The following is a 22050-nucleotide window of genomic DNA, read 5'->3' on the forward strand; positions in this document are numbered from 1 at the left end:
ATGGTGGGAATCAACTTCTCATTACGGAGGCAAATAATGCATCCAAGGCAAATCAGTGAAAGAGTATCGTGGCTTGGAGTTGTGGATTGGGATAGGCGTCTTTTTGACTCGTTGATCCCTCTTCCGGACGGGACCAGTTATAACGCCTACCTGGTTCAGGGCAGCGAAAAGACGGCCTTGCTGGATACGGTTGATCCGGCCATGGCCGACACGTTGATGGCGCAACTGCGTGATGTGCCCAAAATCGACTACATTGTCTCGCATCATGCCGAGCAGGACCATTCCGGGACTATCCCCCTGGTGCTTGAAAAGTTTCCTCAAGCCAAGGTCGTCGTGACCCCCAAGGCCAAAGGCATGCTGATAGATCTTCTGAGGCTTCCAGAGGATGTCTTTGTTTCGGTGGAGGACAACGAAACCTTGTCCCTGGGGGACAAAACCCTGAAGTTCATTCATACCCCATGGGTGCACTGGCCGGAAACCATGGTCTCCTATCTGCCTGAGGACCGCATCCTGTTCAGTTGCGACTTTTTTGGCTCGCATATCGCGACAACTGATCTTTTTGTAACGGACGAGGGGCGCGTATTCGAGGCGGCCAAGCGCTATTTCGCGGAGATCATGATGCCGTTTCGCGCGGTGATCGCTAAAAATCTGGAAAAGCTGTCCGGCCTTGACATGAACGTCATCGCTCCCAGCCACGGCCAGATTCATCGCCGTCCGGCGTTCATCACCGATGCCTACAACGAGTGGGTGCATGCCACGCCGCGCAATCTGGTGGTCCTGCCATACGTTTCCATGCACGGAAGCACGCAGGCAATGGTCGATCACCTGGTCAACGCACTGGTGGTCAACGGCGTGCGGGTTGAATTGTTCAATCTGGTCGTGACCGATATCGGGAAACTGGCCATGGCATTGGTGGACGCGGGGACGATTGTCGTGGGCACGCCCACTGTTCTGGCCGGCCCGCACCCTCTTGCGGCCTATGCCGCTTTTCTGGCCAACGCTCTGCGGCCCAAGGCGCGGTACCTGTCCATTGTCGGTTCCTACGGCTGGGGGGGCAAGACCGTGGAGACATTGTCGGGGATGATTCCCAATCTCAAGGTTGAGGTGTTGGAGCCGGTGCTGTGCAAGGGCATGCCCAAGGAGGATACCTTCCAAGCATTGGACAACCTGGCGGACTCGATTACCCGCAAGCATCAGGAGCAAGGGTTTGCATGAGGCGTTATTCGCCCTGAACCGTCAACGCGTTCTGACAGTGATTCGGATTTTTGCACGATATTGCACGTAAGATTGAAACCGCGATCATCGTTGTCACCCATGACGAAAAGATCATCCCGACCTTTAAACACATCTATCACATCCGTGGTGGTGTGACCTACGGGAAAGCCCGGAGAAGGAAGAGGTTTCGAATGAAGTTTACCCCAATCTTCCGTCGGGGATTCGGGAAGCGCTTTCAAGCCTTCCCTCGTCGGACGTGGATGGCGTGAAACAATGGCAAGGATGAAAAATGCGAGCAAACGCTTTCTTGTCAAGTAAGTGCCGGATTGTTCCTTGCACTTGGGGTTTTTGAACGGGCTGCCGAATGAGGACATTTTTAACACGCAATTAATGAAAGGAGATACAGTGAACACATTGGGAAAAGACGACTTATCCGCGATCTGGGACAATTGCAGGCCGCCTTGCCTTTCACTCTACCAGCCGACGCACCGGGGGCATCCGGAAAACAAGCAGGATCGGATCCGGTTCAAAAACCTCGTGAAGGCGCTGGAGGAGTCGCTTCTGCAACGATTCCCAAATGCAGAGGCTCGTCCGCTACTGGAACCATTTTGGGCGATGTCCGCCGAAACTCCCTTCTGGAACCACACCTTTGACGGGCTGGCCATCCTGGGGGCGAAAGACTTTTTTCGGGTCTACAGCCTGCAGCGGCCGGTCCCTGAATTGGCCATTGTAGCTGACAGCTTCCACGTCAAGCCGCTTTTGCGCATCCTGCAGTCGGCCGACAGATATCAGATTCTCGCGGTGAACCGGCAGGCGATCAGGCTCTTTGAGGGCAGCCGTGATGCTTTGGACGAGATCGAACCGGCTGAGGGCGTGCCGCGGACGTTGACCGAGGCCCTGGGAGAAGAATTGACCGAGCAGCATCAGACCGTGGCCTCATACGGCGGCGTGGGCGGTGGGAAACCGGGCATGTACCATGGCCACGGCAGTAAAGAGTCCGAGGTGGACAGCGATGCCCGGCGCTTTTTCCGGGCCGTTGATCAGGCGATCCTGGAACACCACTCGCGGACGTCGGCCCTGCCGCTGATCCTGGCCTCCCTGCCGGAGCATCACCATATGTTCCACGAACTCAGCCGCAATCCATTTCTGATTTCGGAAAACATCGATATCCACCCGGATGCCCTGCCGTCCATCGATGAACTCCGCAAGCGCGCCTGGCGGCTCGTGGAGCCTCGATATCTGGCGCGTTTGGCCGATCTGGTCGAAAAGTTCGACAAGGCATGGCCCGAGGGGCTCGGCAGCAACGACCCGTCACTGATCGCCAAGGCCGGCCTGGAAGGGCGGGTCGCCGCCCTGTTGATCGATGCCGACCGGGTCGTTCCCGGTCGGATCAACGCCGCGACGGGCGATGTTGAGACGGACGATTTGGCCCATCCACAGGTTGACGACCTGCTCGACGACCTGGGGGAGCTGGCCCTAAAGAAGGGCGGACTCGTCGTCATCGTCCCCACCGAACGCATGCCGACCAAGACCGGAGCCGCCGCGATCTTCAGGTATTGAGACGCGGGGAAGTAGGGGCGACCCTATGTGATCGCCCTGTTAGTCCAGGGCATTTTTGTTCTCTGTAGAACTTCAATGATTTAATGGTTGTAGATTGCAGGGTGCTCATGAGGACTCCCCAGGGAAGGGCGACACCCATCGAAATCGATACAGAGCTTCCGGAGTTCGAGAACAAAAATGCCCTGGAACCACCCCACATACAATCTAACCCTCATCCTCAGGTTCCGGCTCCGGCGCGGACGGATCGGGGTCCGTGCGGTGGCTTTGCTGCTCGCGCTGTCGCTCGCGAGAGTGCTTGATCAATTTTGTCAACCTGGCCGCGGCGCCCTCGACGGCCAGGTCCACGTCCGCCGCCCGGTGCGAGACCGCGATGGGCTGGTGGCCCTCGAGACGGGCTTCCAGCAGGCAGCGTATGTCGTCATGGCCGCCCTTCTTGTCGCTGTTTTGGTCGCTCAAATGGACTTCCAGCAGCGTAATCCCCTCGCTGAACCGGCCCAGGGCGCTTTCCACTGAATCGCTGATGACGGCGTGCAGGGCTTCGTCAATCTCAATGTTGCGGTCGGAGTTGATTTGCATCTGCATGGTTTTCTCCTTGCGTTAGTGTTTTAGATTGCTGGAATTTTACAGTTTCTGTTTCTCAGGGTCAGCCGTGCCGCCGTCAACCGGCAAGAGATTCTCCCCTTCCCGCAGTGGTTGGGCCTGCCGTGCCTGCTTCTTGATGACCACGGCTTCGCTGTACAAGCCGGCTTCCGCTTTCGTGGATACGGCACTGAGATCTTCGGGCCGCGTTTCAACCGGGAATCGCTTTTCCGGCACTGTATCCTGTACATCCGCCGCTTTCTTGTCGAGCAAGGTGACGTAAACGCCTTGCGGGAAAACGATCTCTCGAGCCTCGTCGGGCATGGAGATGCCGTGTTTCTGGAATGCGAGCTTCACCAGCCGGATCACTGAAGACCGTACCTTGAGCCAACTGTGCATGTGACCGTTCAACCAGAAGTAGATGCGCAGGTTCACCGTGGAACTCCCCAGGCTGTCCACCAGCACCGAAGGCTCGGGATCGTTCAGAACGGCCGGATGCTCCGCCAGCACTTTCCTGGCGATTTCCTGGGCTTCGTTGATGGCATCGTCGTAGCCGATGCCGACCATGAACTCCTCCCGCCTGTTCGGGGTGGTCGTGAAGTTGCGCAGGTTGCTTTTGTAAACGCTGGAGTTCGGAATCTGGACGAGATTTCCGTTGAGGTTCATCAGAATCGTCGTGCGCATGTTCAACTGCTGCACATAACCGGTCTCGCCGGATATTTCGACCAGGTCGCCGGTCTCGAACGGCCGCTGCATGCTGAGAAAGATGCTGGCCAGGAAGTTTTCGGTGATTTCCCGGAATGCGATGCCGACGACCAGACCGATCAGACCCGTGCCGCCGACCACCGTCAAAGCCAGTTGCGTCAGGCCGAAGACTCTCAGAATCAGATACGCGCCGCAGAGGACGACCAGCCCGCCCACGCTGCGGGCAATGACGTTTTGCAGGAGCTTCGTCCGGATGCGGCCGCGCAGAAACATCCGGGCCGTTCTTGTCGCCAGTATGCCGGCGACCGCGGACAAAGCCAGGGTGAACAGCCCAAACACGACGAATGGAAAAGAGTGGAGAGCGTCTCGCCATACTTTGAGCAGACCGTTCCATGTCGGACGAAAGTCCCAAGCCGACGGCTCGATCACCTCTATCCTGTTGACCACGGCGACCACGTCCTGGGTGTTGCGCGCCAGATCTCCGGCCCATTTTTTGAGCACTTCGGACTCCACCTGGCCACGGAGAAAGACGACGCCTTCCTCGACCCGGACTTGTGGACCGGTGAACCAGTTGGTGGCCACCAGGACGCTCTGGAGTCGCCTGGTGATTTCTTCATCCCGCGCGACCGGGTTGACGTCCACCTTCGCGGGCGCCGGAGATATTTCCTCGTTGGCATTGGCGGAAGAGGTGGCGGTCGGTTGCCGTGGCTCGCCGGTTATGTCGAAGGGTTGTTGTGCCAGGACCGTAAAGATCAGCAGATTGTAAACCGCAACGAGCAATACGGCCCGCGAGATCAGTTTGCTGGAGCGATATCCGATACGTTGCACGGCAGCACACTCCTTGAGCATGTGTTGTTCGAGACGTTTCCTTAATGAAAACCTATTTCCCGAACCGAGTCTCTAGGGGAAATGCTCATTGTCGCGAGGAAAAAGTCCATGCGCCGAGGTTGATCTCTGGGATTTTTCCTCGTCCAAAATAAGCGGTTTTCCCTACAGACACGGTCAGACAAAATGTTATTTTGTCGGTGATTGCTGATCGGAGTAAAAATTTGAAAGCAGGCGTGATCGGTGCGGTCGCGTTCGGCTCAAGCCAGCGTCTGGTTGGCCGGTTTGCGGTTGCTGTCGTTCACCAACGGAAAGGAGGTGCATACAATGCCGAATCAAGATGGAACAGGACCTAAAGGCCAGGGACCGAAAGACGGTCATGGCAAAGGCAAGGGAAAGGGCGACCGCCCTGGTCAGGGGCCCATGGCTGGTGGAAAGAAAGGCAATAAGGAAGAAACCAAAAACTAAACCACTTTGAAGACGGGTATTGGGCTTGCGAAGAATCGCGTGAGCGCGGACCCAAAAAGGCCGGGGCTGACATGTTTGTTGCTCTTCATGTCCTGTGTCCCGGCCTTTTTTTCAGTGCAGATTTATTCCTGTAATTGGGTGGGCCGGCAATCACCGAAGTCGAAATCGTGATCGAAATAGATTTCTGGTAACATTCCGATTTCGATAGCGATTTCGATTTTGATTTCGATTTCGATCCGGAGGGACCGTGGTTCGAGATCAAAATGCCCTGTCAGGCACAGCAAGAGTCACTTTTCCAGGAACATCACCATGTCCATACAAACAGACACGCATGAAGCCACCATCGACCATCCCCATGCCCTGACGGTACAAGAGTGCCTCGACGCGTTGCAAAGCCAGGCTGCCGGGCTGGAACCGGACGATGCGCAAATGCGCCTGGAACGCTTCGGCCCGAACAAACTGCCGGAGCCGGAGCCGGATGGGTTGCTGAAACGCTTTTTCAAGCATTTTCATGACATCCTGATCTACATCCTGCTGGCCGCGGCCGGCATCACCGCTCTGCTGGGGCACTGGATAGACACCTTCGTCATTCTGGGCGTGGTGGTCATCAACGCCTTGATCGGTTTTTTCCAGGAGGGCAAGGCCGAAGAGGCCCTGGCCGGCATTCGCAAAATGCTCTCCCTGCACGCCCAGGTCCGTCGCGGCGGAGATTTTCATGACATCGAAGCGGAGTTGTTGGTTCCGGGAGACATCGTCCGTTTGCGCTCCGGGGACAAGGTTCCAGCGGACATCCGGCTGCTGGACGCCACAAACCTGCGCATCGAGGAATCCGCGCTGACCGGCGAATCCGTTGCCGCGACCAAGCAAGCCGAACCCGTGCCGAAGGACGCTTCCCTGGGGGACCGCAAGAGCATGGCGTATTCCGGATGCCTTGTGGCGGCCGGACGCGGCGTGGGCGTGGTCGTACACACCGGCGGACAAACCCAGCTTGGCCGGATCAACCGAATGATCCAGGAAGTGGAGAAACTGGCCACTCCGTTGACACGCCAGATGGCCTACTTCGGAAAAGTGCTGTCCGTGGTCATTCTCTTCCTGGCCGGCCTGATGTTCGCTGTCGGGTGGCTTCTCCATGACATGCCCATGGAAGACCTCTTTTTCGCGGCCATCGGCTTTGCCGTGGCCGCCATTCCCGAAGGACTGCCGGCCATTCTATCCATCACGCTGGCTCTGGGCGTGCAGCGCATGGCCCTGCGCAAGGCCATTATCCGCCGCCTGCCCGCCGTGGAAACCCTGGGTTCGGTGACGGTGATCTGTTCGGACAAGACCGGCACCCTGACCCGCAACGAGATGACCGCCCGGGCCGTGGTGACCGCGACCCAAACCTACCACGTCAGCGGCACGGGCTACGTTCCCGAAGGCCACATCCGAGGGGCGGATGAACAACGCGCCGAACTCGGAAACAATTCCGATCTGTTCCAGATCATTGAAATCATGGCCGTGTGCAATGACGCAATGATCCTCGAGGAGGACGGTCGCTGGATACTGAACGGCGAGCCCACGGAAGGGGCGTTGCGCGCTCTGGGCCGCAAAGCTGAATTTGATGCAAAGCCATATACTCGCCTGGCTGAGCTGCCTTTTGAATCCGAAACCAAATTCATGGCCACCCTGAATAAAAGTCCTGAGGGAAAAATCCTTCTGTTACTCAAAGGCGCTCCGGACCGTCTGCTGGACCGTTGCACGCTCCAGCTCGCCGCTAACGGCGGCACCGAGCCCCTGGACCGCCCCATGTGGGAAGCCAGGCTGGAGGAGCTGGCCGCTCAGGGTCAGAGAATCCTGGCCGCGGCCTGGCGGGAACTTCCCCATGAAGATCCGGATGCGTTGCGGCTGACCAAAAGCCAGACCCTGTCTTTGGAAGACGTGGACCAAGAGATGATCTTTTCCGGCTTGGTGGGCATCGTTGATCCCCCCCGGCCCGAGGCGATTGCGGCAATCAAGATCTGCCGCGAAGCCGGCATCCGGGTGAAGATGATCACCGGAGACCATGCGGCCACGGCCATGGCCATCGGCAGGGAAATGGGAATCGGCAACGGCACGGCGGCCATCACCGGACCGGAGCTGGAAGCCGCGAGCGATACGGAAATGCGCCGTCTGGCCGTGCAGCACGACATTTTTGCCCGCACCAGCCCGGAGCACAAGTTGCGCCTGGTCACGGCCCTGCAAGCCGAGAAGGAAGTGGTGGCCATGACCGGAGACGGAGTCAACGACGCTCCGGCCCTGAAACGGGCCGATGTCGGCATCGCCATGGGCATCAAGGGCACCGAGGCGACCAAGGAGGCCGCGGAGATCGTACTCATGGACGACAATTTCGCGACCATAGAGCACGCCGTGGAAGAAGGCCGCACCATTTACGACAACCTGCGCAAGGCGATTTTGTTTCTTCTCCCGACCAACGGCGCCGAAGGGTTGGTCGTCCTCACCGCCATCGTCGCCGGCTTTGCCGTGCTCCCTTTGACGCCGGTCCAAATCCTTTGGGTGAACATGGTGACGGCCATCACCCTGGCCATGGCCCTGGCCTTCGAGCCTCCCGAACCAGACCTGATGTCCCGGCCTCCGCGTCGTCCCGGTACGGCCATACTTGGCGGCTACTTTATCTGGCGGATCGGCTTTGTCTCCGTGCTTATCGGAGGGGCCACCCTGGCTGTTTTCCAGGTGGAAATGTCCCTGGACATGGACGTACAAATCGTGCGCACCGTCTGCGTGAACACTTTGGTGGCCGGCCAACTTTTTTACCTGTTCAACAGCCGCTTTCTTCGAGAAGCCGCGTGGCTGCCCTCCCGCCTTGTCAGCAACAAGGTCGCCTTGATCGCTTCCGGAGTCCTGATCCTCTTGCAACTTATTTTCGTTTACGCGCCGTTCATGAATCTCTGGTTCGGTTCAGCTCCTTTGGAGCTTCGCCATTGGCTGGTTCCACTGGGTATCGGCCTGATGGTCTTCACCCTGTCGGAACTCGAAAAAGTCGTGTCTCGAAAATTTCAAAGGGTAAAGTAAAGTTGAATTGTTACCTTCCGTGGACTGTCCATTTCTCAGCTCGACCCGCCCGGGATTTTTTCCCGACTCTTGTGATTTCTCCTCGCTAAAACAAGAAATTCCCCTACAGACGCGCTGCATCCCCAAGGTATAGACCTCTGTACAGGGGGGAAGCTTTCCTCCTTGAAGTGGGACGTCCACGCACGATGCGGTCCAGTGCTCAGGGACCAACTTTTTGTCGCGGAGGCGAATGATTGCTTGAGAATTGATTCGTCAGCCGTTGTATGGATGGGAACCGGTCGCCGCCCTGTCGGATCTGCCGACAAACCTTTTTTGGGGGGCCATCCCTTCACGAATATGGAGTCGATCCATGGCAGATCATGCGGAGACCCGCGCAAACCCTTTTGCCGCCTCGGGACGGATGTTGTTCGGCTTGGTCAATGAGCTGGGGGCAATGGCCATCTTCGCCGGTTTGGCCGTTCTGCACGTGTTCACCTTCCCCTTCCAGTTCAGAAAGATTCTGAGCCAAATGTATTTCATCGGCTTCCGATCCGTGTCCGTCATTCTCCTGGTATCCGTGTTCACCGGGATGGTTCTGGGTCTTCAAGGCTATTATACCCTGGCCAAATTCGGTTCGACGGGCTTGCTGGGACCGGCCGTGGCCCTGTCGCTGATCCGGGAATTGGGGCCGGTGCTCACGGCCATCATGATCATTGCCCGGGCCGGCTCATCCATGGCCGCGGAGATCGGCATCATGCGCATCTCCGAACAGATCGACGCGCTGGACACCATGAACATCAATCCCATCAAGTTCCTGGTGAGTCCACGAATCGTGGCTTCCCTGATCAGTTTCCCCCTCTTGACGGCCTTGTTCGACGTGGTGGGCATCATCGGGGGCTATCTGACCAGCGTGGTGCTGCTCCACCTGAGCGCCGGAACCTACTTCACCCAGATCGAGGCAAGCGTGGTCATGCAGGACATTACCGGGGGCTTCCTCAAGTCGGTGGTTTTCGGATTTATCGTTACGGTCATCTGTTGCTACCAGGGGTATTTCACCCATTTGCGCGCCGGCGGCTTCGGGGCCAAGGGGGTGAGCATGTCCACCACCACCGCGGTGGTCATGTCCTGTGTGGCCGTGCTGGTGGTGGACTATGTCCTGACCTCGTTCCTGCTTTAGCCGGGATGGTTCATCTTGTCGGGAAAATAGGTTGACAGATTTTGTTGCCGTGAAAATTCGCCGCGAGTGTAGGGGCGGCCCTCGCGGCCGCCCTGGGTGGGCGAGGCAACGATGAGCAACGACGAACAAACGATCAATCGTGCCGCCATCATGGTAGTAGATTACAGGGTACTCATGGCCCCCCCAGGGAAAGGCGAAAACCCATCGAAATCGAAATCGCCGCTATCGCTATCGAAATCGGAAAGTTGCCAGAAATCGATTTCGATCACGATTTCGATTTCGATACCGATACAGAGCTTCCTCGGTTCGAGATCAAAAATGCCCTGGAACCATCCCTTTAGCCGTCCGTTGAATAAACAGTTGGGACGATTATGCCGGAACCAGTCATTCGCTTTGTCAAGGTGTGCAAAAGCTTCAACGACAAGGTCGTTCTGAAGGATGTCAGCCTGGATATCCTCGGCGGACAGGTGACCGTGATTATCGGGAAGAGCGGGGTCGGGAAATCCGTCTTGCTGAAGCACGTCATCGGACTGCTCAAGCCGGATTCCGGAGAAATTTTCTTCAAGGGCAAGCCTCTTTCCACCATGAACCGCAAGAGCATGTCCGAGTTGAAGAGTTGTTTCAGCTACATGTTCCAGAACAACGCCCTGTTCGATTCCATGACCGTTTATGAGAACATCGCCCTGCCCCTGACCGAAAAGACGAGTCTGGCGTCCGCGATGATTCGGGAGAAGGTCATCCAGCGGACAACACAGTTGGAGATCTCCGACGTCCTGAACAAATATCCCTCGCAGATCTCAGGAGGGATGCAAAAACGCGTGGCCTTGGCCAGGGCCCTGATCACCGATCCGGAGATCGTGCTCTTTGACGAACCCACCACGGGGCTCGACCCGATCAGAAAGAACGCCGTGCTGAACATGATCGCCCATTATCAGCGGCAGCTGGGGTTCACGGCCGTTGTCGTCAGCCATGACATCCCTGATGTGTTCTACATTGCGGACAAGGTGGCCATCATCGATTCCAGCGGGATCATTTTTGAAGATACGCCGGTTGTCCTGGAGCAGTCCGACGACCCCGACATCCAGGCCTTTCTGAACAGCGTCGAGATGCTCAAGGACGACCTTACCGGGCTGGACAATCGCAAGGAGTTCATGGCCGGCTTGAGACGCCTTGGCCATCGCATCCAACTCGGTGAGCGATATGGGTTCATTCTGTTTTTGTTGGACGGTTTGGATGAAGTGGATGAGCATGTGGGCCAAATCGCGGCGCAACGAGCTATCCAAAACCTCTCCGACGGGCTGATCGCTCAACTGGACGGCCAAGGGCGAGCCGTGCGGATCGGGAAAAACGAGGTCGCGGCGTATTTCCCGGTGACCGATTCCGATCAGATCGACGCTTTCCGCGCGGCAATGCTCGAACGGATCAGTGCTGTGGGAAAACTCACATCCGGAGCGGAACATCCCGGCTACAGAAATTTTTGCATCAGTTTGGGGGTTGCGGAAGTGGATGCATACCCCGACTTGCAGGCATTGGTCATGGTGGCTCGTGACAATGAGCAGCAAATGGTTTGTCCGGTACGCGAGAAAAAGGAAACGATATGAAGAAATACGCCATGGAAACGAGCGTGGGCGTGTTCATGCTCATTGGACTGTTGTGCGTCGGGTATCTGACGATCAGGCTGGGAGACTTGGAACTGCTGCGCGGCAACACCTATTTGCTCAACGCGAGATTCACTTCGGCCGCCGGGTTGAACCGGGGCGGTGTCGTGGAAATGGCCGGAGTCGGGATCGGCAAGGTCGAGAGCATCCGCCTGCACCCCACGGATCTGGTGGCCATCGTGACCTTGCGGATCGAAAAGGGGGTCCCGGTTTCGGATGATGCCGTCGCGGCGATCAAAACCCGCGGTTTGATCGGAGACAAATTCATCGAGATCGCTCCCGGAGGGTCGGATTTCGAGCTCGGTCCGGGAGAAACCATCGTGGATACCGTGCCGGCCTTGGACATCGAAAAACTGATCGGGCGGTTCGCCTTTGGCGACGTTGAGAAATAAAGGCGGAAGGCGGGAAAAAACGGCCAGGATGGGCATGCCGCATCGAAAACGTCAAACCGCGAGGACGATATGTTGAAACAAATTATGATGATGGTCTGCCTGCTGCTTTTTGCGTCCACGGCCATGGCCGCTTCACCGATGGCGACCGTTCAGACCGCGGTCGACCAGGTCCTCGGCATCCTGGGGGAACCGGACAGTCCGGAACAGAACATCGATGGAAAATTCGAGCGCATCAAGCAGGTTGTTGATGCAGCCTTTGACTACGAGGTTCTTTCCCGCGTCACCCTTGGTCGAGGCTGGAGACAGTTGGACGCATCGCAGCAGGAGCAATTTGTTTCGCTGTATTCGGAATTGATCGAGCGCACCTACCGAAATTACATTTCCGCCTATTCCGACGAAGACGTCGTTTACGTCAAGGAAACGTTGCTCACGGAAGCAGGAGCGCGCATCCCCAAAGCCGAAGTGGAAACCCAGGTCAAGGCCAGGCAGGGCCCCGTTCTGGTTTTGTATCGGCTCTATGAGGAAAATGGAAAATGGCTGGTCTACGACATCCATGGGGAGGGGATAAGCCTGGCCCAGAATTTTCGGACCCAGTTCGAGGAGATTCTGCATCGAAGCGGTGTGGACGGATTGCTCGAATCACTGCGGAGCAAGGTCGCGAGCCTGCGAGACGGCGTTGAGGCCGCGAATTGAGAAGAGGACGGGAAGATATGCCGAAAAAAATATTATCCGCGGCGTTGATCCTTTTGCTGACGTGTCTGTTGATCACGACCGGATGCGCCGGAAAGAACAGTCCCGGTTCCGCGATGATCGCGGACGGGGGAACCGTTGCCGCAAAAGGAGAGGGCGGCCCGGATCGGCATGACGACCTCGACGATGACGAGTGGTGGGAAGAGGAATGGGAAATCCTGGCCGAGGAGCACAAGCCCTTGCGCGTCGCCGATCCCCTGGAGGGATGGAACAGGGCCATGTTCACCGTCAACGACAAGCTCTACCTCCATCTGCTCAAACCGGTCGCCCAGGCCTACTCCATGGTTGTTCCCGAACTTTTCAGGATCGGCATCGGAAACTTCTTCACCAACCTGGCCTATCCCGTGCGCGCCGTGAACAGTCTGTTGCAGGGCAAGGGCGACAAGGTCGCCAAGGAAACCGGAAGTTTTGTTTTGAACACGACCTTCGGTTTCCTCGGTTTGGTCAAAATATCGGATGCCTTCCCGGACCTGAACGTCACCCACGAGGATGCCGGACAGACATTCGGCGTATGGGGGATCGGCAACGGTCCGTATATTGTCTGGCCGTTGCTCGGTCCATCGACATTGCGAGACTCGGTGGGCATGGCAGGCGATTTCTTCCTTTCCCCCCTTTCCTATCTCGAACCCCATGAACTGGGATGGGCCTTGAAAAGCCAGGAACGCATCAATTCCTTATCATTCAGGATCGGACAGTACGAGGACATGAAGGAATCAGCCCTTGATCCCTATGTCGCCTTTCGCGACGCCTATATCCAGTACCGCCGCGCACTCGTTCAAGACTGACGACTCATCGCCCGAAGTCCGGCCTGCCACGATTTTTCGGCGTCACAACGCCCCGGGACTTCTCCAGAACCCTCCAGAACCCGACCCACGCTTTCAGTCCTTCCATTCCGGAAAGGAGATGGCCTGGGAAAAAGTCCTCATTCCTGGGATTTTTCCTCGTCCAAAATAAGCGGTTCCCCTACAGACACGGACAGCCAGAGTGTTATTGTGATGTAGAAGAAAGAGAAGGCACCTGGAAAATCTTTTTCGACAGGGGCGGGAGGGAGCCTGAAGAATGAGGAAGAGTACCCGCGCAGAAAATGCAATAGAACCAAATTGGAGGGCAAATCATGACCAAGGTTAAAGAGAGCTACAAATGTGACGCATGCGGGAATGTCGTTGAAGTCAAGAAGGCCGGTGAAGGGGAGCTCGTTTGTTGTGGCGAACCGATGAAGATGCAGTAATCGCATCAGTTAGTGATAAACAGTTCACCGTTGGAGGTAAATATGCTTTGGACGATTTTTGTTATTCTCTTGGTATTGTGGGCTTTGGGATTGATGACAGGGGCCACGATGGGCGGCGTAGTGCATATTTTGTTGGTCATAGCTCTTATTGTTCTTGTTGTTCAGGTTCTTCAAGGAAGAAGAATCACGTGACCGTGTGTTATTTCTTGATTATCCAATTTTAAGAAAAAAGGAGTTCATGTCATGAAGAATATACAGACGATGTTTTGCTATTCAGTACTTTTCCTGCTCATCATCGCATTCGCGGGCTGCGCAGCGACTTCCACACGGGGAAGCACAGGCGACTATGTTGACGATACGGTGATAACAACAAAGGTCAAGGCACTTCTTGCCGAGGATGATTTTCTCAAATCATTCAAGATCAGCGTGGAAACGTACAAGGGCACCGTTCAATTGAGCGGCTTCGTCAATTCGCAACAGGCCGCCAATCGAGCCGTTGAACTGACGAGAAGCGTTCAAGGGGTCGGTGCCGTCAAGAACGATCTTATCGTGAAATAGTGGAACGTGGCCACGGGATTGTGAGCAACATGGATAAACACAGCCAGGAGATTTATCCGCGCGGGAGGGATAAATGAACTCAAAATTTTTTATCGGATCATTGTTGATTCTCGTATCGCTCACGTTTTTCGGTTGCAATCAGTTTACAGGGGGGGCGGCCACTGGAGCAGCCGTGGGGGTGCTTGGAGCGGGAGCGGCATATGAATATCAGAACAAGCGGCAGATGGATCAGCTCGAGCTGGAGTACAGCGAAGGAAAAATCAACGAGCAGGAGTACAACACCAGGAAAGAGCAGATTCAACGTGGATCGATCATATATTAACGCCAATAAGGGAGAAAGTGTTATGAAATCGAGCACGAGGGATAAGGCTGAAGGCAAGATGCATCGGGTTAAAGGCAAGATCAAGGAAGTCATCGGGAAGGCCGTCAATAATCCCGATATGGAAGCCGAAGGCAACAGGGAAATAATCGGCGGAGTTATGCAGGAAAAAGTCGGCGATGTGAAAAGATCCGTGGGGAAGTAGGGCGGTACGAAATTCCACGAAAACGAACTTTTTAAAGTAAGGAGATAATACAATGAAAATGAAGTAGCGTGTGTAACGCGGAATAATTACCAATAACTTCATCCATAGCCAACAAGGAGATTATGACCATGGAAAAAACGATGTATCGCATACTGCTGCTAGCTGTTTTGGGCTCGCTATTGTTAATCAATGTCAGTTTTGCCTCTGAAACGGACGACCGGATCATAGCATCAGCAAAAGAGTCTTACGTGTTCAAGACATTCCTCAAGAACGGCGATGTTAAAATCCAGTCCAAGGATGGTGTTGTGACGTTATCGGGAACGGTCGCCGAGGAATCGCACAAGCTTCTGGCCCAGGAGACCGCGGCGAATCTGCCCGGAGTGAAAAGCGTGAACAACGAGCTGGAATTTAAAGGTGAACGTCCCGCGGAAATGTCGGATGCGTGGATCACCCTGAAAGTGAAATCCACGCTCTTGTTCCATCGTAGCGTCAGCGCCATGACTGAAGTGAGCACCCAGGACGGGATCGTGATCCTGAAAGGGGAAGCGGACAACCAGGCGCAAATTGACCTGACAACCGCGTATGCCAGGGATGTCGAGGGGGTCAAAGAGGTCATGAACGAGATGACGGTTGCGAAGACTCCCGAAAAACCAGCTGAAAAGAAGCCGGAGGAAAAAACCGTGGGCGATAAGATCGACGACGCCTCCATCACCGCCCTGGTCAAAGCGGCCTTGCTGTCTCATCGCTCGACCAGCGGCCTGAACACCAAGGTCGAGACCAGCGATGCCGTGGTCACATTGAGCGGTGTGGCCAAAAACGCGGCGGAAAAGGAATTGGCCGCCAAATACGCCGGTGACGTAAAGGGCGTAAAGAATGTGGTCAACAACATGACCGTCGAGTGATCCAAAGCGAACGTTGCCTTCCCGGCCATGGCCGGGAAGGCTTTTTATTATGCGTTGTCGTGAGTTTCTGAAAATCTGGCGGGAAGAGAGGAGGGCGGAAAATGAAGAACGCATTATTTTCGACGGCACTTGTGGTCGCTGTTGTCGCCTTGTTTTTTGGATGCGCGGCCATGCCGCAAACTTGGCCGGATTATGAACGCAGCGCGGAAAACAGGATGGTTGTCATCCAGGAAAAGATTGGAGATGGGCTGAAAACAGGCGCGCTTACCCCTGACCAGTCGCAGATGTTCCTGACGACACTGAAAGGCATTCGAGCAGACTCTACGGATTTGAGAAATAAATCTGTTCGCCGTGATGAATGGGACAGACTCAATGTGCGGCTTGAAAGGCTTGGCAATGAAATTGATCGGGCGCTTGTTCGACCAATACGAATGGAAGGCCCACGGACCGGGGACAGGATTGTCGCCCTGCAATGGACAATTGACGATGGGAGAGTCAGCGGACGCTTGCCTGCTGGAGAGGGACGCGAAATTCAATACAGGCTGGATTCCGTTCGGCGTGATTACCTGCACGTGACGGAAGGAGGCAGGTCCATGACGTACGAGGAAGAAGCGGACATTTCGCGCAGGCTCGATGCATTGGAAATGGAACTGAACCGGTATCGGTAGCGATAATTCAAGAAAAAATGCATTTCTTGCATAATCACAATGTACAAAACATGAACTCGTCACATTTCAATAAATGGGATCAAAATCAAAAATGGAGAAAAGCACCATGAAAAAATCGATGAGTCGCTTAATACTGTTAATTGTTGCGGCCATTATGTTCGTAATTAGCGTCGGATGTACATCCGAGACGAATGTTCCCCAGGAATCAAGCGATAAAACTTCAGTCATGCCAAGTGCCACGGCAGGTGTTACGGATGATAAGGCCGCTATGACGGAAACAAAGGTCACCAATCAATCAGGTGAACGAATGCCGGGCCAAATGCTGGAGACCACGCTTGAATCGGGCGATGACGCGGCCATCACAGCCCTGGTCAAGGCGGCGTTGCTGGAGAATCCCTCGACCAGCGACCTTGATGCAAACGTCGAGACGAATGATGGAGTGGTAACATTGAGCGGCCGGGTCAAAGATGCGGCTGAAATGGAAGTTGTCGCTAATTTTGTAAAAAATCTTCAGGGCGTAAAAAATGTGGTCAACAACATGACCATTGAGTGACCGTCGTCCAAGATCAACCGGAACAGTCGGCTCCTTGTCGGCTGTGCCGGCGCGAAGAAAAGCAAGCCGGGAGCATTACGAGTTTTTTGAAAGAGTCTCTTTCTTGCAGGCCGCCCCTTCGGGGATACGAAGAATATCTCCCAGGATCCAAGGCGTTGCACTGTGGGCTGATCTTTTCGCCCTTTCAGGGCTTGCTCTTCAGCCCCAACCGGACGGCGGTAGCCCAGAACAACGCCCTGGGACGGAGATGGCACAACAAGAATGGCCTTGAAAGGGTGTCCGCAACAATATTTACGAGGTAAACCATGGGTATATACGACCAGAGTGTGGGTAATCCGGAAGAAACCGATAAAATGTCTCACAACTCAGGCAAGTCGCGCGGCTTTGAAAACGTCAAAAATAGTATTGCCGATCACTTGGAAACCGTTGCTGAAGCATTAGCCGATAATACCACAGGTCAGGACGCACAATCCGGCCTTGCGCGGTATGGAAAGCAGGCATCCGAGTGGTTGGACCAGTCCGCCGGGTATGTTCGGCAATTCGACTATGAGCAGGCGGAAGCCAGAGTCAAGGAATGTATCAAGCAGCACCCGGGACGGAGCCTCCTGGTCGCGGGTGCCATTGGTTTGATTATTGGAGCTGTTTTGCGACGCAGGTGAAAGGGTGGGGGGATTCTATGAGCACAAAAATGGAAAACAAGAACCCTGCTTCGCCTCGTGAATCATTCACTGAACTGTTGGAACAGCTTGCCAAAAACTTTTCCGCGGTGGTCCACGACGAAATTGAACTCGTTGTCCAGGGATTTCGTGAACAGGTGTCGGCTGCTTGCAGTGGATTCTTTACCGTCGTCGTGGGAGCATTCATAATTTTTGCCGCACTTTTGTCATTTTGTGCTGCGCTGATCATTGAACTCACTTCCTATATGGCTCCTGTCATGGCAGCGCTTCTTTCCGGAGCCGCTCTCGCGTTACTCGGTGCCATCATTGCCTTTGTCGGCTATAGACACTTGAAGAAAGCAATATTGAAACCATAGCATGTGATGAAATTGCAAAGGAGCGCAATGTATGGATGAAAAAGAGCATCGCGGCAACACCGCTGTAACGAATGGGGAACGGAGTTCCGAAGAAATACGCCGGGATATTGCGAGAGAAAGGGAGAACATCTCCCAGACAGTCGGACAAATCGGCGAGCGGATCAAAGAGAAAATGGATTGGCGCGAATATGTAAACGACTCCCCATACCTGTCTTTGGGAGCAGCCGTCGGCATCGGCTACCTGGCCTCGAGCGTATTCACGAAACGAGCTTCGCCCCTGGAGCAAATCATGCGTCCCATTGCCGAGGAAGTGTGTGGTTCACTCGGTGGCCGGAGCCCGAGGGCCGACAGCCCCGGTCTTCTCAAGCTGACTCTGGTCGGCATTGTCGCGAGGGCTGCCGCCGGCTGGCTCAATGAAGCAACCTTGACGGAGGGGGCAGGAGGCACAGGTCCTCATCCTCGCAACGGACGTGGCTCAACCGCAAATCCACGAGAGGATCGCGACATTCGCGGAGAAAACGAACAGCTAACCTTTAAGCATTCTTAGGAGGATGACATGGATATCGAAAGCAAGACGTACGAGACCCCCAAACAGCAGAAATATGGAAATCCCGGCAGCGATAGTGCCGCTGATCATCTCCTGGAACGCGGTGCCGAGGCTTTAGGTTCCGCGGAGAAGGCTGTAGGGGATGTTTACGATAGAACGACTCAGAAGGTTAGTGAGACGTATGATCAGGCCAAGAGCTATAGTAGCGATAATCCAGGGAAGACAGTGCTCATCGCATTGGGGATCGGAATCGGGCTGGGGCTTTTGTTGAGTGCAAGTGCGCGGCATTCTCGTGGTGGCAGCCAGTACGCTGAACCCGTTGTTCATGCGCTTTCAGATATGGCTTTAAAATTTTTCCGGTAAAATTGGTAACTACTCAGCTGTGTTCCGGCTTGTCATGGAAATGTGCTGAGTAGTTTCATTATGTTTTTGGAAATATTTCAGCATTCAATTGATACTGAAAGAGAAGGGGGGCCTTGTGAGTAAATGGAATTTACGGAAAAGTGAACGAGGCAAGATAGGATGGATTTTGCTGTGGGCTTTGGGAATCCCGATCCCGATCTTGTTGGTGTTGTTCGTGCTGCGGGGATGCACCTGATACAATATTCCGCTATCTTGATTGGTGAGTATTTTTACAAGAAGAGCACGAAACAGAACAAAAAAGCATATAATGAGGCAAAGTTATGTCCAATTTAAAAAATAAATCAGCGTCACCGCATATCCTGCCGTCTTTGCCGTATCAGGATAATGCTCTTGATCCGGCAATTTCCGCGAACACGATCAGTTTTCACTACGGAAAGCATCACAAGGGATATGTCGAGAAGCTGAACGAGCTTGTTGCGGGAACGCAATTCGCGGAGCTGTCGCTTGAAGAAATAATCATCGCGACATCCGGCAAGCCAAGTATGGCGACGATGGTAATCTTTAACAATGCAGCGCAAACTTGGAACCACACGTTTTACTGGAGCAGTCTGAAACCGAAGGGCGGCGGAGAACCACCCGCGATGTTGAAGCAAAAGATCGAGGCTGCCTTCGGGACCTTGGATGCGTGCAAGAAGGAGTTGGCAGATGCTGCAATGGCCCAGTTCGGCAGCGGCTGGGTGTGGCTCGTGTTGGACGGTGTCACCCTCAAGGTGGTCAAAACCGGCAACGCGGATCTGCCCCTGACCAATGGGATGAAGCCGCTGTTGACCATCGACGTATGGGAGCATGCCTATTACCTGGATTATCAGAATCGGCGCGCTGATTATGTCAAAGCCGTGCTGGACGAATTGATCAACTGGGATTTCGCGGCAAAAAACCTTGGCTGACGCAGCAAAAAAGGTACGTGCGGGATGGTTTGGAACAGGTTGACATTTCTTCGGATGGCAGGGGGCTCATGCGTATCAATAATGCAAGCACGGCCAACCAAAAAGTGCCAACCTGTTTTTCCTTGCGAAATGAATCATTCCTTCAATACCTCATGCACTTCAACGCAACGAAGGGGCAAGACATGAAAGTTCGTTTTTTAGGGGCAGCGCGAACCGTGACTGGATCCTGTATCGTTGTCGAGACAAGCCAGACTCGTTTTGCAGTGGATTGCGGGTTGTATCAGGGGAACCGGGAGATCGAGAAACGCAACCAGAGTGATGCTCTGTATGACCCCTCGACCCTGGACTTTATTCTGATCACCCACGCCCATATTGACCACAGCGGGTTATTGCCGCGCATCGTGAACAGGGGCTTTGCGGGACCGGTTTACGCTACCCCGCCCACCAAGGATTTGCTGGAGATCATGCTCTTGGACAGCGCCCATATCCAGGAAATGGAGGCCCGCTGGGAAAACAAGAAGCGGTTGCGTGTCGGACAAAAGCCAATTGAGCCTTTGTATGGCAAGGGTGATGTTTCCAAGGCCATGAGTCTGGTCCAATCCATGGTCTACAACGACCCCTTCGACCCGGGGCCGGGGGTAAGGGTCAACTTCAAGGACGCGGGGCACATTCTGGGATCAGCCCTGGTGGAAGTCTGGGTCGAGGAGGACGGGCAGCGGATCAAGCTCGTGTTTTCAGGAGATCTGGGGCGGCCCGATCAGCTGCTGGTTCGCGATCCCAGCATTGTCGAGTCGGCCGATTTTCTCTTCATGGAGTCGACCTACGGCAACAGGGACCACAAGAATGAGGATCAAAGCCGGGAGGAGTTGGCCGAAGCCATTGCCTTCAGTTATGCCAAGGGCGAAAAGGTCATCATTCCGGCATTTGCCTTGGAGCGAACCCAGGAAGTCATTTTTTCCATGTTCCTGCTCTCCAAGGAAGGGAAGCTTCCCAAGGACATGCCGGTCTTCGTGGACAGCCCTCTCGCGACCAGGGCCACGGAAGTTTTTCGGCGACACCCGGACTATTTTGACCGGGAGACGCGGCATTATCTGGCCAACGGCGAAGACCCCTTCAACATGCCCAATCTGCGGTTTACCTTGAGCGTGCAGGAGTCCCAAGCGCTGAATACCATGCGCGGTCCGGCGGTCATCATCTCCGCGAGCGGCATGGCCAATGCGGGGCGAGTCAAGCATCATCTCAAGCACAACCTCTGGCGCCAAGGGGCGAGTATTGTTTTTGTCGGGTTTCAGGCCATGGGCACCCCAGGAAGGAAGATTGTCGATGGAGCCGAATCCATCCGCATTCTTGGTGAAGATATTCTGGTCAAGGCACGGGTCTTCACCATCGGCGGTTTTTCCGCCCATGCCGGCCAGAGCCAGCTCATGGACTGGTTGAGCTTTTTTCGTTCCCGGACCATGGAGGTTTTCCTGATTCACGGTGAATATGAGGCCCAGAAGGTTCTGGCCGGGTTGATCCGGGAAAGGTTCCGCTACACGGTCCATATCCCCGATTTTCTCGACGAAAGCATTCTCACTCCGGGCAAGGTCTTGGAGCAGCCCAGAGACAAGGATCGAGGCAGGTCCCACATGGACTGGGACTTTCTTGTCCAGGAAATGGAGAGGCCCATGGTCCTTTTGCGGGAGAGAATCCCATGTCTCCAGGCCTTGCCTTGGGTTGAGCAAACCGAGATGCGGGATCGCGTTCTGGATGTCAACAGGATCTGGAATACACTTGTCAGTGATATTCCTTGCGGGCATTCCAGGACCCAAACCAAGAACAAAGGCCGCTGACCCGCACCCGTTTCATCGCCGGTGTCCAGGAACCTGGATTGAATTGATCGTTCCCCCGCCGCCCTCCCACAATTTTCGTCTGGGTATTATTCCTTCCTCTGGGATTTTTCCCTATCTAAAGCAAGTAATCTCCCTACAGACACGGTCAACAAAATGTTATTGTATTTGGAAAGGGGGGAAATGACGTCTTCGTGGACTTTTTTTTGTCAAGGGCGGTTGGAGAGTCCGGAAAATGATGATGTGATCCTTCATGCATGGAAGGGGAAATGGAGGATAAATCATGATCAAGGTCAAAAGGGGGCTACGAGTGCGATGCGCGGCAACGTCGTGGACTTGGCTGTCGGTATCGGTAGCAACTCGAAGACAGTACTTCCCGGAGGATGATCTAGCTTGGCTTCACTGGACAGTGTGAGGAATTACGTTTCCTGTAAACGATAGAGTGACAAGGGGTGAACATGGAACAACGACAGAACAACAGGGCAGATGGAGGCCGTCGAAGGCAGGACGCGGATCGAAGGGAGCGGCCCGACCGAAGAAGC

The 22050-nt window shown here is 55.0% G+C and carries 26 protein-coding genes and 1 pseudogene; 23 read left to right on the forward strand and 4 right to left on the reverse strand.

Translation table 11 applies throughout. From position 1 onward, the window contains the following. The first annotated feature begins 36 nt into the window (after window positions 1-36). Complete coding sequence (locus tag GY33_RS0110805; RefSeq protein WP_031387353.1) at window positions 37-1215, forward strand: FprA family A-type flavoprotein; 1179 nt, start codon at window positions 37-39, stop codon at window positions 1213-1215. Here the strand turns inward: GY33_RS0110805 and GY33_RS22045 are convergent. Continuing rightward, window positions 1194-1664, reverse strand: coding sequence for a hypothetical protein (locus GY33_RS22045; protein ID WP_200874867.1), 471 nt, complete (start codon window positions 1662-1664; stop codon window positions 1194-1196). The genes GY33_RS0110805 and GY33_RS22045 overlap by 22 nt on opposite strands. Before the next feature lie 166 nt (window positions 1665-1830). On the opposite strand from GY33_RS22045, the gene GY33_RS0110815 reads away from it, so the two are divergent. Next, window positions 1831-2775: a baeRF3 domain-containing protein gene (locus GY33_RS0110815; RefSeq protein ID WP_235185506.1), complete on the forward strand. Its 945-nt coding sequence runs from the start codon at window positions 1831-1833 to the stop codon at window positions 2773-2775. Window positions 2776-2979: 204 nt separating this feature from the next. On the opposite strand, the gene GY33_RS0110820 is transcribed toward GY33_RS0110815, so the two are convergent. Next, window positions 2980-3357 carry an HPF/RaiA family ribosome-associated protein gene (locus GY33_RS0110820; protein WP_035271884.1) on the reverse strand — a complete coding sequence of 126 codons (378 nt, stop codon included), beginning with the start codon at window positions 3355-3357 and terminating at the stop codon, window positions 2980-2982. A 39-nt stretch (window positions 3358-3396) separates the two neighbouring features. Further along, window positions 3397-4887: a mechanosensitive ion channel family protein gene (locus GY33_RS0110825; protein WP_235185507.1), complete on the reverse strand. Its 1491-nt coding sequence runs from the start codon at window positions 4885-4887 to the stop codon at window positions 3397-3399. A gap of 324 nt (window positions 4888-5211) precedes the next feature. Here GY33_RS0110825 and GY33_RS21250 point away from each other — a divergent pair, with 324 nt between their 5' ends. The 3 genes from GY33_RS21250 (at window position 5212) to GY33_RS0110845 (ending at window position 9556) form a co-directional block, all read left to right on the forward strand. Then, a complete protein-coding gene (locus GY33_RS21250; protein ID WP_153304585.1) occupies window positions 5212-5352 on the forward strand; it encodes a hypothetical protein in 141 nt (46 codons plus the stop codon). A gap of 309 nt (window positions 5353-5661) precedes the next feature. Then, window positions 5662-8400: a cation-transporting P-type ATPase gene (locus GY33_RS0110840; RefSeq protein ID WP_031387358.1), complete on the forward strand. Its 2739-nt coding sequence runs from the start codon at window positions 5662-5664 to the stop codon at window positions 8398-8400. Window positions 8401-8749: 349 nt separating this feature from the next. Continuing rightward, window positions 8750-9556, forward strand: coding sequence for an MlaE family ABC transporter permease (locus tag GY33_RS0110845; RefSeq protein ID WP_031387359.1), 807 nt, complete (start codon window positions 8750-8752; stop codon window positions 9554-9556). Between the two features lie 161 nt (window positions 9557-9717). Here GY33_RS0110845 and GY33_RS21700 read toward each other — a convergent pair whose 3' ends face one another. Further along, window positions 9718-10077, reverse strand: coding sequence for a hypothetical protein (locus GY33_RS21700; protein WP_235185514.1), 360 nt, complete (start codon window positions 10075-10077; stop codon window positions 9718-9720). On the opposite strand from GY33_RS21700, the gene GY33_RS20525 reads away from it, so the two are divergent. From GY33_RS20525 to GY33_RS0110945, 18 genes and pseudogenes are all read left to right on the forward strand, one after another. Continuing rightward, entirely contained in the window at window positions 9958-11157 is a 1200-nt protein-coding gene (locus tag GY33_RS20525) for an ATP-binding cassette domain-containing protein (protein ID WP_235185512.1), read from the forward strand. The two genes, GY33_RS21700 and GY33_RS20525, sit on opposite strands and share 120 nt — an antisense overlap. Further along, the gene (mlaD, locus tag GY33_RS0110860) at window positions 11154-11606 is read left to right on the forward strand and encodes an outer membrane lipid asymmetry maintenance protein MlaD (RefSeq protein WP_031387361.1); all 453 of its coding nucleotides are present in this window, start codon (window positions 11154-11156) and stop codon (window positions 11604-11606) included. Before GY33_RS20525 ends, mlaD begins: the two co-directional genes overlap by 4 nt. Window positions 11607-11675: 69 nt before the next feature. Next, window positions 11676-12299, forward strand: a complete 624-nt coding sequence (locus tag GY33_RS0110865) for an MlaC/ttg2D family ABC transporter substrate-binding protein (RefSeq protein WP_031387362.1) — start codon at window positions 11676-11678, stop codon at window positions 12297-12299. A gap of 17 nt (window positions 12300-12316) precedes the next feature. Beyond that, on the forward strand, window positions 12317-13141 hold the full coding sequence (locus GY33_RS0110870) for an MlaA family lipoprotein (RefSeq protein WP_035271886.1): 825 nt from the start codon (window positions 12317-12319) through the stop codon (window positions 13139-13141). Window positions 13142-13470: 329 nt separating this feature from the next. After that, window positions 13471-13578, forward strand: a pseudogene (locus tag GY33_RS20530) (desulfoferrodoxin FeS4 iron-binding domain-containing protein); the annotation flags it as partial. A gap of 48 nt (window positions 13579-13626) precedes the next feature. Then, on the forward strand, window positions 13627-13776 hold the full coding sequence (locus tag GY33_RS21035) for a lmo0937 family membrane protein (RefSeq protein WP_152555168.1): 150 nt from the start codon (window positions 13627-13629) through the stop codon (window positions 13774-13776). 51 nt (window positions 13777-13827) lie between these two features. Next, window positions 13828-14142 (forward strand): BON domain-containing protein, encoded by a 315-nt coding sequence (locus tag GY33_RS0110885; RefSeq protein WP_031387364.1) that lies wholly within the window; start codon window positions 13828-13830, stop codon window positions 14140-14142. A 73-nt stretch (window positions 14143-14215) separates the two neighbouring features. Further along, entirely contained in the window at window positions 14216-14464 is a 249-nt protein-coding gene (locus GY33_RS0110890) for a hypothetical protein (protein ID WP_031387365.1), read from the forward strand. Window positions 14465-14486: 22 nt separating this feature from the next. Further along, entirely contained in the window at window positions 14487-14666 is a 180-nt protein-coding gene (locus GY33_RS0110895; protein ID WP_031387366.1) for a CsbD family protein, read from the forward strand. 128 nt (window positions 14667-14794) lie between these two features. Then, entirely contained in the window at window positions 14795-15568 is a 774-nt protein-coding gene (locus tag GY33_RS0110900) for a BON domain-containing protein (RefSeq protein ID WP_031387367.1), read from the forward strand. A gap of 101 nt (window positions 15569-15669) precedes the next feature. Further along, window positions 15670-16236, forward strand: coding sequence for a hypothetical protein (locus GY33_RS0110905; protein WP_031387368.1), 567 nt, complete (start codon window positions 15670-15672; stop codon window positions 16234-16236). Window positions 16237-16342: 106 nt separating this feature from the next. After that, on the forward strand, window positions 16343-16789 hold the full coding sequence (locus GY33_RS19855; RefSeq protein WP_051822523.1) for a BON domain-containing protein: 447 nt from the start codon (window positions 16343-16345) through the stop codon (window positions 16787-16789). Window positions 16790-17094: 305 nt separating this feature from the next. Then, window positions 17095-17448: a hypothetical protein gene (locus GY33_RS0110915; protein WP_035271889.1), complete on the forward strand. Its 354-nt coding sequence runs from the start codon at window positions 17095-17097 to the stop codon at window positions 17446-17448. 29 nt (window positions 17449-17477) lie between these two features. Continuing rightward, window positions 17478-17822, forward strand: a complete 345-nt coding sequence (locus GY33_RS19860; protein WP_051822524.1) for a phage holin family protein — start codon at window positions 17478-17480, stop codon at window positions 17820-17822. Between the two features lie 31 nt (window positions 17823-17853). Next, the gene (locus tag GY33_RS0110925; RefSeq protein WP_031387372.1) at window positions 17854-18369 is read left to right on the forward strand and encodes a DUF3618 domain-containing protein; all 516 of its coding nucleotides are present in this window, start codon (window positions 17854-17856) and stop codon (window positions 18367-18369) included. Between the two features lie 9 nt (window positions 18370-18378). Continuing rightward, entirely contained in the window at window positions 18379-18732 is a 354-nt protein-coding gene (locus GY33_RS0110930; protein ID WP_031387373.1) for a hypothetical protein, read from the forward strand. Window positions 18733-19052: 320 nt separating this feature from the next. Then, entirely contained in the window at window positions 19053-19679 is a 627-nt protein-coding gene (locus GY33_RS0110940) for a superoxide dismutase (protein ID WP_031387374.1), read from the forward strand. A 182-nt stretch (window positions 19680-19861) separates the two neighbouring features. After that, window positions 19862-21511 (forward strand): MBL fold metallo-hydrolase RNA specificity domain-containing protein, encoded by a 1650-nt coding sequence (locus GY33_RS0110945; protein ID WP_051822569.1) that lies wholly within the window; start codon window positions 19862-19864, stop codon window positions 21509-21511. The last annotated feature ends 539 nt before the right edge of the window (window positions 21512-22050 follow it).

Origin of the sequence: Desulfonatronum thiodismutans (assembly GCF_000717475.1) — a bacterium.
Lineage (GTDB): Bacteria > Desulfobacterota > Desulfovibrionia > Desulfovibrionales > Desulfonatronaceae > Desulfonatronum > Desulfonatronum thiodismutans.